At 68.1% G+C, this 14074-nt stretch carries 15 protein-coding genes; 2 read left to right on the top strand and 13 right to left on the bottom strand.

What is annotated here, in order from left to right:
* Positions 1-51: 51 nt before the first annotated feature.
* From LXM64_RS00355 to LXM64_RS00345, 3 genes are all read right to left on the bottom strand, one after another.
* A complete protein-coding gene (locus LXM64_RS00355; RefSeq protein ID WP_234074140.1) occupies positions 52-648 on the bottom strand; it encodes a hypothetical protein in 597 nt (198 codons plus the stop codon).
* A complete protein-coding gene (locus LXM64_RS00350) occupies positions 645-1271 on the bottom strand; it encodes a hypothetical protein (RefSeq protein WP_234074139.1) in 627 nt (208 codons plus the stop codon). Before LXM64_RS00350 ends, LXM64_RS00355 begins: the two co-directional genes overlap by 4 nt.
* Positions 1272-1346: 75 nt before the next feature.
* Positions 1347-1970: a hypothetical protein gene (locus LXM64_RS00345; protein ID WP_234074138.1), complete on the bottom strand. Its 624-nt coding sequence runs from the start codon at positions 1968-1970 to the stop codon at positions 1347-1349.
* Between the two features lie 261 nt (positions 1971-2231).
* On the opposite strand from LXM64_RS00345, the gene LXM64_RS00340 reads away from it, so the two are divergent.
* Complete coding sequence (locus LXM64_RS00340) at positions 2232-3692, top strand: RNA polymerase sigma factor (RefSeq protein WP_234074137.1); 1461 nt, start codon at positions 2232-2234, stop codon at positions 3690-3692.
* A gap of 5 nt (positions 3693-3697) precedes the next feature.
* Here LXM64_RS00340 and mnhG read toward each other — a convergent pair whose 3' ends face one another.
* From mnhG to LXM64_RS00305, 7 genes are all read right to left on the bottom strand, one after another.
* Positions 3698-4078: a monovalent cation/H(+) antiporter subunit G gene (mnhG, locus tag LXM64_RS00335; RefSeq protein WP_234074136.1), complete on the bottom strand. Its 381-nt coding sequence runs from the start codon at positions 4076-4078 to the stop codon at positions 3698-3700.
* Positions 4075-4344, bottom strand: coding sequence for a monovalent cation/H+ antiporter complex subunit F (locus LXM64_RS00330; protein ID WP_234074135.1), 270 nt, complete (start codon positions 4342-4344; stop codon positions 4075-4077). Before LXM64_RS00330 ends, mnhG begins: the two co-directional genes overlap by 4 nt.
* Positions 4341-4934 (bottom strand): Na+/H+ antiporter subunit E, encoded by a 594-nt coding sequence (locus LXM64_RS00325; protein WP_234074134.1) that lies wholly within the window; start codon positions 4932-4934, stop codon positions 4341-4343. The genes LXM64_RS00330 and LXM64_RS00325 overlap by 4 nt, the downstream gene beginning before the upstream one ends.
* Positions 4931-6496, bottom strand: coding sequence for a Na+/H+ antiporter subunit D (locus LXM64_RS00320; RefSeq protein ID WP_137418459.1), 1566 nt, complete (start codon positions 6494-6496; stop codon positions 4931-4933). The genes LXM64_RS00325 and LXM64_RS00320 overlap by 4 nt, the downstream gene beginning before the upstream one ends.
* Entirely contained in the window at positions 6493-7032 is a 540-nt protein-coding gene (locus LXM64_RS00315) for a Na(+)/H(+) antiporter subunit C (RefSeq protein WP_234074133.1), read from the bottom strand. The genes LXM64_RS00320 and LXM64_RS00315 overlap by 4 nt, the downstream gene beginning before the upstream one ends.
* Positions 7029-9932, bottom strand: coding sequence for a Na+/H+ antiporter subunit A (locus LXM64_RS00310; RefSeq protein ID WP_234074132.1), 2904 nt, complete (start codon positions 9930-9932; stop codon positions 7029-7031). Before LXM64_RS00310 ends, LXM64_RS00315 begins: the two co-directional genes overlap by 4 nt.
* A gap of 75 nt (positions 9933-10007) precedes the next feature.
* On the bottom strand, positions 10008-11084 hold the full coding sequence (locus LXM64_RS00305; RefSeq protein WP_234074131.1) for a LacI family DNA-binding transcriptional regulator: 1077 nt from the start codon (positions 11082-11084) through the stop codon (positions 10008-10010).
* A 63-nt stretch (positions 11085-11147) separates the two neighbouring features.
* Between LXM64_RS00305 and LXM64_RS00300 the strand changes: the two genes are divergently transcribed.
* Entirely contained in the window at positions 11148-12383 is a 1236-nt protein-coding gene (locus LXM64_RS00300; RefSeq protein WP_234074130.1) for an MFS transporter, read from the top strand.
* 39 nt (positions 12384-12422) lie between these two features.
* On the opposite strand, the gene LXM64_RS00295 is transcribed toward LXM64_RS00300, so the two are convergent.
* The 3 genes from LXM64_RS00295 to LXM64_RS00285 are packed head-to-tail and all read right to left on the bottom strand — an operon-like array spanning position 12423 to position 14045.
* Entirely contained in the window at positions 12423-13151 is a 729-nt protein-coding gene (locus LXM64_RS00295) for a hypothetical protein (RefSeq protein ID WP_234074129.1), read from the bottom strand.
* On the bottom strand, positions 13138-13716 hold the full coding sequence (locus LXM64_RS00290; RefSeq protein WP_234074128.1) for a HEAT repeat domain-containing protein: 579 nt from the start codon (positions 13714-13716) through the stop codon (positions 13138-13140). Before LXM64_RS00290 ends, LXM64_RS00295 begins: the two co-directional genes overlap by 14 nt.
* Positions 13717-13766: 50 nt before the next feature.
* On the bottom strand, positions 13767-14045 hold the full coding sequence (locus tag LXM64_RS00285; protein WP_234074127.1) for a hypothetical protein: 279 nt from the start codon (positions 14043-14045) through the stop codon (positions 13767-13769).
* Between the last annotated feature and the right edge of the window lie 29 nt (positions 14046-14074).

The following is a 14074-nucleotide window of genomic DNA, read 5'->3' as shown; positions in this document are numbered from 1 at the left end:
GGAGAGCTGCAACGAAGACCGTCACTGCGCCTCGCAAGCGCGTTCTACCAATCATCGGCTTTCTCCTTCCGCTTTGACTCCGACCGCTGTCGTCTTTCCGAGCACCGAGAGCCCGCTCCCGGCGGCAAGGGTCGCAGAGACGGTGACCCGGTGCTCTCCTCCCGGCTGAACGTCGGAGAAGAGAAGACCAGCAGCGTTCACCTCGGCCGCCGTCGCGCCGGTGACGGCCGGCGTCGAGGATCCGTCGAGATACAACGTGAAGCGGAGATGCTCGAACAGGTCTGCCGTAGCCGACGGATCGGGATCCCAGAGCTTCACGGTCAGGTCTCCCGCGACGCCGGGCGCTCGATTGAGGAACGTGGCCTCGAATGTCACCGGTGTCGTCTCCGAGAAGGCCGTTCCCGTGGTGGGACTGAGCACCACGGACGCAGCTTCGGATGCCGCATCCTGCCATTGCCCCGCTCCATCGCGCACGGCGATGTCGAACCTGTTCGGGTTGCCGACTCCGGAATTCGCCGCACCTGTTCCGAGGTTCAGCAGCGCACTGTCCGTGAATGAGGCAGCGGTGAACGCCACGGCGGAGAGGAGGATCAGCCCCGATGCGAGCGCCAGACGAGTTCGACCGGTGCGGGTCCGTGCCAGCGTCATGATTGCACCGCCTGGAAGGAGAAGAGGATGTCGGTCGTCGCTCCCTGCCAGCGGTTGTCGACGCTGTCGGGCAGATCGATCGTCACGTCGAGTTTCTTCCACTCGCCCGGAGCGAACGAGTCCGGCCAGACGTAGCCCGTCAGGGCCGGAGCAGCAACGTGGTCCAGCAGAACGGTGCCGTCCGCATCACGAACGGTGAAGACGAGCTGATCGAAGAGTTCGAGGAAGGTTCCGGTCGCCGGGTCGACTGCATCACCTCGGGGGGTGGGGTCTTCGATGACGAGAGAGATTGCGGCATTCAGACGAGGGCTGTCGTTCTTGACGGCGATCGCTGCCTCGACGCTCCCCCCTGGCGCCAGGAGAATCCCGGCATCGGCACCAGAACCGAGCAGGACCGCGTCCGGATTTCCCTGCAGCCATCCCTCCGCCTGCGGTGACCAGCTCTGCAGGTCTACGTCGACGGCGCCGGCCGTAACGATGTCGAAACGGTTCTGTGAACCGTCCAGACTGACCTCCACGTCGGCATAGTCCGTGAAGGCGGCCGCGGTCGCGAGCGCGCAGCCCGCCGCGAGCATCCCTGTTGCGAGCACGGCTCGCGCGCGCCCGTTTCTACTGACTCTCATCGTCGCTTCCTCATGTCGTCGTCTGCTGCAGCCTTGACGGCTGGACGCCTCGTGATGAGGCGTCCAGCCGTCGAGTCACGGCTGGACCGAGGTAGCGGCGAAGTGCGCCTGAACGTACGACACCTTCGACTGGAGCGCGTTGTTGGCGGCCTCTGTGCCCTGATCGGGAAGCGCGATGCTGACACGGAGCGTCCCCTGCGAGCCGGTCGTGTAGACGCCGAGGTCCAGATCCGCGACCTGGTCCTGGGTGGCATCGCTGATGATGGCCGTGCCATCCAGGGCGATCGTGTAGCGCAGAGCGTCGGCGATCTCCGGGTCGGAGACATAGCCGGGCCGGTCCTGAAGCGAGAAGTCGATGTCGGCGCTCAGCTTCGGGCTCTCGTTGCGGAACGGGATGTCTACCGAGATCGTGTCGCCGGGAGTGATCGTGTCGGCGCCGGGAACGGCGATGTTGACGCCCGCCGCCGTGTTGGCCTCCTGCCAGGTCCCTGCGACCGGAACGCCAGAGGCGTTCGTGCCGACGACCTGGATGTTGAAGCGGTTGTCGCCGCCGATACCGGAGTCAGCAGTGCCGTCACCGAGGTTCAGGTTGGCGAAGTCGGTGAAGGCGGCGGCCGTGACCAGACCGGCGATCGCCAACAGCGAACCGCCGGCAACGACGAGGCGTTTGGTACCGCGCGATGAAGTGTGGGTGTTCATATGTGTTCTCTCTCTGCGTGGAAAGGGGACGCCCCAGGCGAAACCCGACGCGGCGCGTTGCGGCGTCATAGATGAGATCTCCGGTCGAGCGATCTGTCACACCGGTTCTTCGGGAAATCGATGGAGATCAGGGACCCAGGAGCACGCGATCACTTTTGTATGCGTGTGCATACAGTTTTGCGCAGTGCCTCTGCGAAGGCGCTGTGAGCTGTCCGTTGCTGCTACAGTTCCTGGCACCGGCTCCCTGCCGGGTTCCACGCCATGAGTGCTCACCCGAACAGCGCTGACCGCGAACGCGTCGCGCAACATTTCAAGGACCACGCCCCCGAGCTCGTCCGGTACGCCCGTCGACTCGGAGCGACGCAGGAGACGGCCGAGGACGCTGTGGCGGAGTCTTTCGCGACGGTGCTGACGTTCGACGCCGACAGGCTCGTCCAGATCGATAATCTCCGGGCCTACCTCTACAGCATGACCCGGACAGCCCTACGGAAGATCCAGCTGCACGAGGCGAGAGTCCTGCCGACCCCCGCAGAGGCCCTCGACCGCCCCGCCGAGGACTTCTCGGTGAGCGTGTCCATTCACACCTCCGTGCAGATCGCGGAGCGCGCGATAGGACAGCTCGATGAGCGCCAACGCGCGCTCCTGCGCCACGTGGTCATCGGAGCTCGTCCGGCTGCAGAGGTGGCAACCGAGCTCGGCATGACGCCGACGGGCGTAACGACGGCAGTCCAGAGAGTCCGCTCGGCATTCCGCTACGCCTACGCGACGGAGTACCTCTCGTCGACGCCGCCCGAGTGCGGCTTCGATACCGCCGTCATCGCGCGGGTGGTGACGGGGCGCGCCGGTCTCCGGGACGGGCGTCGCTACCGCCTGCACAGCGCCGAATGCGAGTTCTGCCCTCAACTGGAGCGAAGCCTGCTCGAAGAGCTCGATGCGGGTTCGCTGATCCCGGTCCTCGCGCTCGCACTACCGCTCTCCGGCGTGTTCACGCTGGCTCCCCCCTCGTCGGCGAGGGCGGAATCTCGTATGGACGCTCCCCGCGGAAGGTCGTCGACGGCGATCACGACCATTGGCGTCGCCGCGGCGGTCATCGCCGTATCAGCCGCTCTCGCGGCACTTCTCAGCCTGCCGGCCACCGACGACTCCCGCGACCCCGACGTCGCGGTTCCCGCGGTTCCGCTCGACACCGCTCGTATCGACATCGACGCCGAACCCGGGAGCATCGCACTGGACATGCCCGCACCGGGAGAACAGAGAGAGTGGAGTGCCGCGGTCACCAATCGCTCGAGTCAGCCCGTGACCATCATCGCCCGCCTCGACGGGGAAGTCTCGCACAACGACGAGACGCCGGCCCTCTCGCTGGGCAGGGATGGGACCCTCGCGCTCTCATCGGTCACCGCAGACGATCTCCCCGCAGCCGTCTCACTCGGCCAGTTGGCGCCCGGCACCACCGCGCAGCTGACGGGCACAGTGGTGCGCGCTGCCGGCGACGTACGACAGGATCTGGCCGGCACGGTCTCGGTGAGGCTGTGGGCGAGCGCGGGGAGTGCGGACGCTCCCGCACTCGGCTCGGCCGTCGAGGGGGTCATACCTGTCGACTCTCTCGCCGCAACCGGCGGACCGCCCTCGTGGGGTTGGGTCTTCACGGCCGTTGCCTCACTGGCACTCGGAGCGGCTGCCCTCGCGTTCTCTCGCCGCACGGCGGCGAAGCGACGACGCTGAGCCGGTCAGCGCGGATCGGGATCCTTGTCGCGCAGCTCGTCGACGTACATGGCCTCTTCGTCCAGCGTGCGGTTGCGGTAGGCCTGCCGCCCCACCATGTGCGCCGACAGCGGTGCCGTCGCGAGCTGGATGAGGGCGATCGGGATGAGGAAGGCGACCGCGGCCCAGCTGCGCACCGAAAGCGCGATCGCCAGGCAGATCAGCAGGAAGCCGAGCACCTGCGGCTTGGTCGCCGCGTGGAGTCGCGTCGGGACGTCGTGAAAGCGCAGCAGTCCGATCGCCGCCGTCAGGCACAGGAGCGCGCCGATGAGGATCAGCACGAGGGCCGTGGTGTCGAGGACGGCGTCGATCGGGAATCCCGCATCCGTCTGGACGTGCGCGATCATCGCTGGTTCGCATCCTTCCTCGCGACGAACCGCGCGATCGAGATGGATCCGAACACACCGATCGCAGCGATCACCAGCAGCACCGGCAGCGTGCGGGTGTGATGGTTGATCGCCATCTCGGCGCCCAGCACGCACATGACCTCGGTCAGCAGCACGTCGCTGGCGACCGCCCGGTCGAGGATCGAGGGCCCCGCGATGACGCGCCAGAGCGTGAGCAGGGCGGCCACGGCGAAGACGATGTAGATCGCCACGAGCAGTGGGTTCATCGGCTGGCCTCCTTCGCCTCGGCCTGGCCCGTGCGGGCCGGCGTCACCTGCGCGAGCTGTGCGCGCGAGCCGACCGCGCGCACGATCCGCCGCTCCCACCGCTGCACCTGGTGACGCTGCGCCTCGACGTCCGCGTCCGAGTTCACGCCGATGACGTGCAGGTACAGCACGCTCTCGTCACGGTCGATGTCGATCACGAGAGATCCCGGGATGAGGGAGGCGGTGACGGCGGTGTGCGCGAGGATCAGCTCGTCGTTCGTGGCGAGCGGCACCGCGATCACCGCGACCCCTGGATAGCGCCGCGGGTTCACGACCTGCCAGGCGACGAGCAACGAGCCCTTGACGAGCGCGCCGAGGAAGGCGAGCACGAAGACCAGGCCGTACCAGAGATTGACGCGGCCGGACAGCTCCACCGGCGGCAGCCGGAAGACGCGGGTGACGAGGATCGCCGCCACGAGTCCGGTCAGGAACGCGATGACGGTGAACTGACCCCACAGCAGCATCCACAGGGCGACGAGCCACAGGAAGAACGGCAGTTGCCGCCAGGTCTGGGCGATGAGTCCTTTGGGGCCGCGGAGGTGTCGGATCACTGATCGACCTCCCCGGACTGCGTCTCCAGCTGCACGAGCTGCACGGGCTGCAGCAGCGCGTCGCCGATGCGGGTGCACATGTCGTAGAGGGGCCCGGCGAACACCGTGAGGGCGACCGTGACGGCGACCATGCCCGCGGTGGCGGCAGTCATGACGCGCGGGATGACGCGGCGTTCCGTCTGGATGCCGGCGGCCGGCGCGTTGCCCAGATACTCGACGCGCGCCTCGACCTCGGGCTCTTCCGTGTCGTCCTCGCGCCAGAAGCCGAGGTTCCAGGCGCGCATGAGCGCGTACAGCGTGAGCAGCGAGGTGACGATACCGGCCACGATCAGAACCATCATGAGCGGGGTTCCCACCTGGGCTGCGGCGTCGAAGAGTCCGTACTTGCCGATGAACCCCGAGAACGGGGGGAGCCCGCCGAGGTTCACCGCGGGGATGAAGTACAGCACCGCGATCACGGGGGCTGCGCGCATGAGTCCCTTGAGCTTGAGGATGGAGGTGCTGCCGGCGCGGCGCTCGATGAGTCCGACGGCGAGGAACAGGGTCGTCTGCACCACGATGTGGTGGACCATGTAGTAGATCGTCGCGCCGATCGCCGCGGGGGTCGCGATCGCGAGCCCGAACACCATGTAGCCCACGTGGCTCACGAGCGTGAACGAGAGGATCCTCTTGAGCTCCGCCTGGGCGACGGCGCCGAGCACTCCGACGATCATCGTGGCGAGGGCGACGATCAGCAGCAGGACGTTCACGTTGCTGTCGGGGAACAGCTGCGTCTCGGTGCGGATGAGCGCGTAGACGCCGACTTTGGTCAGCAACCCCGCGAACACGGCCGTGACGGGCGCGGGGGCGGTCGGATAGGAGTCGGGCAGCCAGAACGACAGCGGGAAGACGGCGGCCTTGATGCTGAAGGCCAGCAGCAGCATGAGATGAAGCGTGAGCTGCACGTGCTGCGGCAGCTCCCCCATCCGCTCGGCGATCTGCGCCATGTTCACGGTACCGAGAGCGCCGTAGATCATGGCGATCGAGGCCAGGAAGAGGATCGAGGAGACGAGCGAGACGACGATGTAGACGATGCCCGCACGGATGCGGGACTCGGTGCCGCCGAGCGTGATCAGCACGTAGGAGGCGACCAGCAGGATCTCGAAGCCCACGTAGAGGTTGAAGAGGTCGCCCGCGATGAACGCGTTGAAGATCCCCGCCGCGAGGATGAGGTACGACGGGTGGAAGATCGAGACGGGGGTCTCGTCGTCTCCGTCGGCGGCGCCCTGTCCGACCGAGAAGAGCAGGACCGCGAGCAGCACGACGCTCGAGACCACCACGAGCAGCGCCGCCAGTCGGTCGACGTACAGCACGATGCCGAACGGGATCGGCCAGCCGCCGACCGCGACCGCGAGCGGCTGCCCCGAGTCGACGACGACGAGAAGGACGGCCGCGATGGCCAGCACGGCCGTGAGGGTCGTGATCGAGACGGCGACCTGCACGCGCCGACGCCGGCCGAACACGAGGGCTATGGCCGCGCCGATGAGCGGCAGGGTGACCAGGAGGGGAACCAGTGCGTTCATCGCTCGCCCTCCTCGTTCTCATCGCGCCTGCTGGTCGGTCGGTCGGTCGGCGCGTCGTCTCGGATGCCGGGCACGTCGAGGCTGCCGAGCACCGTGATGGGAACGCTCGCCGCATCCACGAAGTCCGTCGTCGCATCGTCGGCGGTGAACTCGTCCTCCATCGCCTCTTCGTCCTGGGCGGCGCGACCGCGTAGCGCGATGTCCTCGACGTCATCCTCGACGGTGTCGGCCTGGCCCAGCTGCCAGGAGCGGTAGATGAGCGCGAGCAGGAACGCCGAGACCGCGAAGGTGATCACGATCGCCGTCAGCGTGAGCGCCTGGGGGAGCGGGTCGGAGAACTCCGCCGAATCGGCGCCCTTCGCGAAGAAGGGTGCCGTTCCGGGGAAGCCCATCACGATGAGCAGGAGCAGGTTCGCGGCGTTGCCGAGCAGCAGGAAGCCGATCAGGACCCGCGTGAGACTCCGCTCGAGCATCGCGTAGACGCCGCACGCGAAGAGCACTGCCATGACGGCGATCAGGACGACGGAGACACTCATCGGGCACCCGCCCCCTGCTGCTCCAGCTGGAGCTTCTGGCGGTCGACCTCGGCGCCGAGGCTGCGGAGTACGTCGAGCACGAGTCCGATGACGACGAGGTACACGCCGATGTCGAAGATCGTCGACGTCACGAACTCGACGTGGCCGAGCACGGGGAGCGTCGCGTCGAACCAGGTGCTCGTCAGGGGGTCGACGCCGAAGAACAGCGGCACGACGGCGGTGCCGACGGCGAGCAGCATTCCCACGCCGAGCAGACGCCCCGCATCCGTCGGGGCCGCGGCACCGAGCTCGTAGCGGCCGCCGGCGACGTAGCGCATGACGAGCGCCATGCCCGCGATGAGACCGCCCGCGAACCCGCCGCCGGGAAGGTTGTGACCGGCGAACAGCACGTACAGCGACACGATGATGATCGAGTGGAAGAGGATCCGCACGACCACCTCGAGCAGGATCGAGCGGTTCTCCGGCTTGACCTTGGCTCCTCCCACGAGCCAGGCGCGACGGCCGCTCTCGCCCGCACCCTGGGGGCGCAGACCCTCCGACGTCTCGAGCAGCGGACGACGGCGAGGGATGCGGGGAAGCGGCTTGGTGAAGTCGGAGAGCGTATCGGAGCGGTGCGTGACGAACACGAGCGAGGCGACGCCGGTGGCCGCGAGGATGAGCACCGACAGCTCGCCCATCGTGTCCCAGCCTCGGAGGTCGACGAGGGCGACGTTGACGACGTTGCGCCCGTGGCCCAGTTCGTAGGCGAGTTCCGGGAAGGCGAGCGAGATCGGCGCCTCGACGCGCGCGGAGGTCGCGACGATCGCGACGAAAGCCATCGTGAGGCCGACTGCTCCGGCGAGCACGGCGCGCGCGAGCGGTGCCACCGACGCGTTGTGGTCGCCCATCCGGGCCGGGATGCGCCGTAGCACGAGCGCGAAGGCGACCAGCGTGACGGTCTCGATGAGGATCTGCGTCAGAGCCAGATCGGGAGCGCCGCTCGTGGCGAAGAGCACGACCATGCCCAGGCCCGTGACCGAGACGAGCACGACGCCCGTGTAGCGCTTGCGGGCACGCACCGCGATGATGCCCGCGACGATCATGATGGGGGCGACGAAGACCTGGGTGGGGGACTGCCAGGCATCCAGCTGCGCGCGCCACTCGGGAGCGGCGAACAGGGTGACGCCCTGGGAGACGACGAACACGACGAAGATCGTGCCGACGTAGACGGGAAGCGAGCCGCGCTGCGTGAGCGTGGTCGTCCACACCGAGATGCGTGCGATCAGACGCAGGACGGCGTTGTACGCGTCGGCGGCGGTGAACGGCAACACGCGGCGGCGCTCGGACCAGCGCACCTTCAGAGCGAACCAGAACAGGAACGCGCCCACCGCCAGCGTGCCGAGCGAGAGGAACAGTGCCGGCTCGAACCCGTGCCACAGCGCCAGGTGCGTGGCCTTTTCGCCTGCGGGCGGGGCGAGCTCGGCGTATCGCGCGAACGCGGTGTCGGCCCAGGGGGCCGCGAGCCCCGACACGAGCGTGAGGCCGGAGAGGATGACGGGCGCCGCCAGGAATCCGACCGGCGGGTCGGGCCACTCGGTGCGCGCTCGCGCGGTGCCGGCCGCATCCTTCTTGGTCCAGAAGGCGCCCCAGATGAAGCGGATGCCGTACGCGGCCGTCAGCGCCGATCCGATGAGGATGCCGATGAGCGCGACCGTCGCCCACACCGATCCGTCGTCGAGGAATGCCGCGAGCGCGGACTCCTTCGCAACGAACCCGATGGTGGGGATGACGCCGGCCATGGAGGCGACCGCGATGATCGAGAAGGTCGCGAGCGTCGGCGCCTGCCGCCCCACGCCGGAGAGCTCGTTGATGTCGCGGGTGGACAGCTGGCGGTCGATGACGCCGACGACGAGGAACAGCGAGGACTTGAACAGGGCGTGGCTCAGCAGGAGCGCGAGGCCCGCGAGTGCTGCCTCCCTCGTGCCGAAGCCGAGGACGACCGTCAGGAACCCGAGCTGGCTCACCGTGCCGAAGGCGAGGATGCGCTTGAGGTCGGATTCGCGCAGGGCCTGCACACCGCCGAGCAGCATCGTGAACACACCGAGGCACACGATGATCGGACGCCAGGGATCGGCCTCCGCGTAGACGGGCGCGAAGCGGGCGATCAGGTAGATGCCGGCCTTGACCATCGCCGCGGCGTGGAGGTAGGCGCTCACGGGCGTGGGCGCGGCCATCGCACCGGGAAGCCAGAAATGGAAGGGGAAGATCGCCGACTTGCTGAGGGCTCCGACCAGAAGCAGGACGAGCGCGGCGTTGACGACGGGGCCGGTGGGAGCCTCGGCGAGGATCGTGGAGATGCTGGTGGTTCCGGCCTCCACGACGAACAACACGACGCCGATCAGCATGACCAGCCCGCCCAGCGTCGTGACGAGCAACGCCTGGAGTGCCGCACGGCGGCTGACGCCACGCGCGTGGTAGTAGCCGATGAGCAGATACGAGAGGACGCTCGTGATCTCCCACAGCATGACCAGCACGACGATGTCGTCGGTGAGGACGAGTCCGTACATGGCTCCGGCGAAGGCGAGGAGCACGGCGGAGAACTGGCCGAGGCCCTCGCGTTTACCCGCGAAGTACCAGCGGCAGTAGAGCATCACCAGAGCGCCGACGCCGGTCACGATGAGCGTCAGCACCCAGCTGAGCATGTCCATCCGCATCGAGAGCTGGATACCGAGCGAGGGCATCCAGTCGTATGTCTCGAAAGGAATGCTCCCCGACAGCACCTGCGGCGCCAGCCACAACGTGTGCCCGAAGGCGATGATCGGCAGCAGGGCCGCCACCGCGAACGCGCGTGCTCCGAGGCGGGAGACCAGCCAGGGGAGCAGGAGAGGGACGAGGGCGAACGCAGCGAGGAGTACCAGCAAACGCGGCCTCCTCGTGGTCGTCGGGGCTCCGTGGCAGGCGGAACCACTCAGGCGATCGGGGTGTCGCTCTCTATTCTACGGGGCGGATGAGGCGCCCGGCACCACGGGAGCCGAAACGGGTCCTGTCGTATTACCCGGACGGAACACAGAGGTCAGCAGGATGTCGGGGGGCACGACGCCCTCGAGCATCGCCGAGACGGCGATCCCCGCGGCACGCCCCTTCTCGGCCGCAGGCTGCACCATCGTCGTCAAAGTGAGGGGCGCGACACCGTCGACCGACACGCCGTCGAACCCCGTGACGCTGACGTCTTCGGGCACGCGCAGCCCGGCATCGTGGACGGCTCGGATGATGCCCGCGGCCAGCACGTCGCTCTGGGCGAGGATCGCCGTGGGTCGTGGGCTCGGGGCCGTCAGGATGGCGCGGCCGGCGGAATAGCCCTCGTCGATGAGGCTCGCCCCCGCCGCGTACACACCGGCATCCTCGAACACATCGAGAGCGCCTTCGAGACGTTCGCGGGTGACGTCGACGGTGATCTGCGAGGCCGCCTGCGGATCGAACCATCCCGTGCCGTGTCCCCCGCCGACGGGAAGAGCGACCACGACGACGCGTCGGTGGCCGAGCTCTCGCACGTGCCGGGCGATGACGGCCTGCGCGTCGCGGTTGTCCAGCCGGATGCGGGGGATCCCCGCGCCCGCATCCCCTTCCACCACGACGACCGGGACGCCCCGGCGCTGCAGCACCTCGAGGTCGGAGCGCAGCCGCGTGCTGCAGCCGATGAGCACGAAGGCGTCGGCAGGCGCGGCGGGGAGGGCGGCGCCCCCTGATTCGTCGTCGCGGAGCAGCAGCAGGCCGCTGCCGCGCTCGGCAACGCCCTCCGCGAGGCCGTCGAGCATGATCGTCGTGACGGGATCGCGGAAGGCCGCGCGGAGCCGGTCGCCGATGACGACGCCCACGACGCCGGAGCGTCCGAGACGGAGCGAGGCAGCCCTCGGATCCGGTCCGGAGTAGCCGAGCTCGGCGGCGGCGGCGAGCACACGCGAGCGGGTCGCGTCGGAGACCGCGGTCTTGCCGCTGAACACCACCGACGCGGTCGAGGCGGCGACTCCCGCCTGACGTGCGACGTCGGCGATGGTGGCACGGCGTGCGTTCATGGTCCCTCGATGCTAACCCCCCGCGCCGCGACAAGGATCGAATCGATTCGGTAAGGTGTGCGCATGGAAACAGTGCTGTCCCGTTCCCAGGTCGTGCGTTGGCGCACAGCCGTCTTCGCCATCTTCCTCGCGAGCGGTCTGAGCATCGCGACGTGGGCGTCCCGCGTGCCGGCGATCAAGACCGCGCTGGGTATCGACAACATCCAGGTCGGCATGCTGCTGCTGGGAATGGGCGTCGCCTCGATCCTCGGCCTGACGGCGAGCTCCGCGATCCTCGCTCGGTTCGGCGCACGCAAGGGCATGCTCGGAGCGCTCTTCTTCGTCGTGCTCGGACTCGTGCTCATCGGCGTCGGCACCGACTACCTGCACACGTACGGGGTCGTCCTTGCGGGTCTCGCGCTCTTCGGCTTCGGCAACGGCTCGCTCGACGTGATGATGAACGTCGAGGGTGCGGCGATCGAGAAGCAGACCGGCAAGACGATCCTGCCGCTGTTCCACGCCTTCTTCAGCTTCGGCACGGTGATCGGCGCGGGCCTCGGCACGGCGGCCGCCGCCATCGCCTTCAGCGTGGTGGGCCACACGGCGATCGTCGCCGTCGTCATCGCCGTCCTGGCCGTCGTGACGGCCTCCAACGTGCCTGCGCGCGACGTCGCGATGGACGTCGACGCCGCGGATGCGCCCAAGGGATGGGGCGAGCGCATCCGTCTCGCGCTGAGCGCGTGGAAGGAGCCCCGCACCTACACGCTCGGCGTCATCATCCTGGGCATGGCCTTCGCCGAGGGCGGCGCGAACGACTGGCTCTCCCTCGCGGTCGTCGACGATCACGGAGCCGACCCGGCGCTCGGACCCGCGGCGCTGACGGTGTTCTCCGTGGCCATGACCGTGGTGCGCGTCTTCGGCGGACCGCTCGTCGATCGCTTCGGCCGCGTCGTCGTGCTGCGCTCGCTCGCCGTCACGGCGGCGGTCGGCCTCGTGCTGTTCATCTTCGCCCCGAACATGCCGCTCGTGTTCCTCGGCGCGGCGCTGTGGGGGATGGGTGCGTCCCTCGGCTTCCCGCTGGGCATGTCGGCCGCGGCCGACGACCCGCAGCACGCGGCGGCGCGGGTCAGCGCCGCCGCGACGATCGGTTACGTCGCGTTCCTCTGCGGGCCGCCGATCCTCGGTTTCATCAGCGAGCACATCGGCCTGCTGAACACCCTGCTGATCATCGTGGGACTCATCGTGGCGTCGGGCTTCTTCTCGGGCGCCGCACGCCCGCTGGTCACCGCCTCCGACGAGAAGGCGCCGCGCGGTCACTGAGCGGATGCGGCGGCATCATCTGGCCTGCCGTTCTCCGGATCACCGCAGCGAGAACCAGACGATGACACCGATGACGCCGCCGAGCACTGACACTCCCGCGAGGACCTGGCCCCACACCGTCAGGGGCCGTCGGGGATCAACGGGCTTGAGGTGCGCCCACGCAGTGTTGGCGAGGATGAATGAGAGCGCGCCGAGCGCGATCGACATCGGCGGGAAGAGGAACGCGAACCCCAGGCCCACCACCGCGCACACGATGGCAATGATGCGCCCAGGCCCGACAGCCCAGGGCTGCTCGACGGGACGCCCGTCCAGGGCGATGGCAGGCTTCTCTCCCCGCACGGCGCGGGCGATGTCCTTACCCAATGTCAAGGGCTCGGCAGCGGCCGGTCTCTCCTCGTCGATGCCGATGATCCACGCTTGACAGAGTGCGGCGAGACTCGGTGGCCCCCACAGCGATAAGTCCACCACTTCGCTGTCATCGATGAACCATCCGATCCGGACTACCCCCATGTTGGTAATGACTTCCACTGCGTCCTCCGCATCGTGCGGCGCTGCAGCTATGGTTTCGAGCAGGATCACCCCGATCCGCGATGCGAGTTCGCCGCCGAGCTCCTCCGTGAGGAACGAGGCAAATGTCTCCCAATCGGGCGTATCGAAGGACGTCGACCACTCAACGGCGGTCGAATCCAGCTGGCGCGCGGGGCGTTCGCTTATAGCTGCGCGCAGTTGATCGAGGTGAAACTGGTAGGTCGGGTCATCCGCGTCCATCGGGGGCCACCTCCGAGATAGCTCCCTGACGATCTAGACGATCGAGAGACTTCTGCGCAGCCCGTCTGACCCATGCGCGATCGTGGCTCAGAAGTCGTTCGAGACCTGCGCGGGCCTGCTCGGGCACGCGCAGGCGCTGCAGCGCCTGCGCAGCATGTCCGGCGACGTCGGGATCATCGAGGAGTTCTACCACCACGAGCGGCGCTTCCGGGCGCTGGGAGCGCCGGAACCCGAGAACAACCATCTCCCGAGCCCGTCCGAGCCTCCGGTCCTTCGCGATCGACACGAGTTCGTCGAAGTATGCATCGTCCCACACCGCCTCAAGCGCATCACCCACCGCCCAGCACAGCCCCAGTACGGACGGGTTCTTACACCCTTGAAACAACCTGATCAGCGGCTCAGTCGCCTCCGGATGGGCCCAGGGCACAGCCAAGGTTCGAACAATCGCTCCGCGGAGCGCATCGTCATCGGCCTTTTCGAGCTCCTCAACCAGCAGACTGACGGCTTCTCTGTAGGGGTGGCCTGAGTTGCGCAGGTCGGAGAGTGAGGTGACTTCGAACCCCATCGCCCTAAGTCGCTCCAGAATGGGTCGCTGGAGCTCTCTTGGGTCTGCAGTCATGGGTGCAGGACTCCATCGGCCGACGCGTACGTGCGTGATGCGGGTGTGGTGAGCCCGTCCACGACGACCTCTCCGCCCGTTGCGATCGCCTGCTCGGCCGCCATTCTCGACAGCTCTTCGGTGCGGGCCGGCGCACCTTCGACCACAGGGGAACCCGCGTCGTCGATGACGGGCGCATCGATTGTGGCGGGCTGGACCGCCGCCGCGGCGATCTGCGGAGTTCCGGCCAGAAGAACGAGAGTGGCGAATACGGCAACGACGGACGAACGGCTCAAGCGGGTCAACCCTGCTCCGGTTCTGGGGT

This window comes from Microbacterium binotii, from assembly GCF_021398715.1.
GTDB lineage: Bacteria > Actinomycetota > Actinomycetes > Actinomycetales > Microbacteriaceae > Microbacterium > Microbacterium binotii_A.
This window is presented reverse-complemented; position numbering and strand designations above follow the sequence as displayed.

What these genes read in the sequence shown, in the direction of transcription:
- LXM64_RS00355 (WP_234074140.1), bottom strand. Translation starts at nt 648, where the DNA reads ATGACGCTGGCACGGACCCGCACCGGTCGAACTCGTCTGGCGCTCGCA.
- LXM64_RS00350 (WP_234074139.1), bottom strand. Translation starts at nt 1,271, where the DNA reads ATGAGAGTCAGTAGAAACGGGCGCGCGCGAGCCGTGCTCGCAACAGGG.
- LXM64_RS00345 (WP_234074138.1), bottom strand. Translation starts at nt 1,970, where the DNA reads ATGAACACCCACACTTCATCGCGCGGTACCAAACGCCTCGTCGTTGCC.
- LXM64_RS00340 (WP_234074137.1), top strand. Translation starts at nt 2,232, where the DNA reads ATGAGTGCTCACCCGAACAGCGCTGACCGCGAACGCGTCGCGCAACAT.
- mnhG (WP_234074136.1), bottom strand. Translation starts at nt 4,078, where the DNA reads ATGATCGCGCACGTCCAGACGGATGCGGGATTCCCGATCGACGCCGTC.
- LXM64_RS00330 (WP_234074135.1), bottom strand. Translation starts at nt 4,344, where the DNA reads ATGAACCCACTGCTCGTGGCGATCTACATCGTCTTCGCCGTGGCCGCC.
- LXM64_RS00320 (WP_137418459.1), bottom strand. Translation starts at nt 6,496, where the DNA reads ATGAACGCACTGGTTCCCCTCCTGGTCACCCTGCCGCTCATCGGCGCG.
- LXM64_RS00315 (WP_234074133.1), bottom strand. Translation starts at nt 7,032, where the DNA reads ATGAGTGTCTCCGTCGTCCTGATCGCCGTCATGGCAGTGCTCTTCGCG.
- LXM64_RS00305 (WP_234074131.1), bottom strand. Translation starts at nt 11,084, where the DNA reads ATGAACGCACGCCGTGCCACCATCGCCGACGTCGCACGTCAGGCGGGA.
- LXM64_RS00300 (WP_234074130.1), top strand. Translation starts at nt 11,148, where the DNA reads ATGGAAACAGTGCTGTCCCGTTCCCAGGTCGTGCGTTGGCGCACAGCC.
- LXM64_RS00295 (WP_234074129.1), bottom strand. Translation starts at nt 13,151, where the DNA reads ATGGACGCGGATGACCCGACCTACCAGTTTCACCTCGATCAACTGCGC.
- LXM64_RS00290 (WP_234074128.1), bottom strand. Translation starts at nt 13,716, where the DNA reads ATGGGGTTCGAAGTCACCTCACTCTCCGACCTGCGCAACTCAGGCCAC.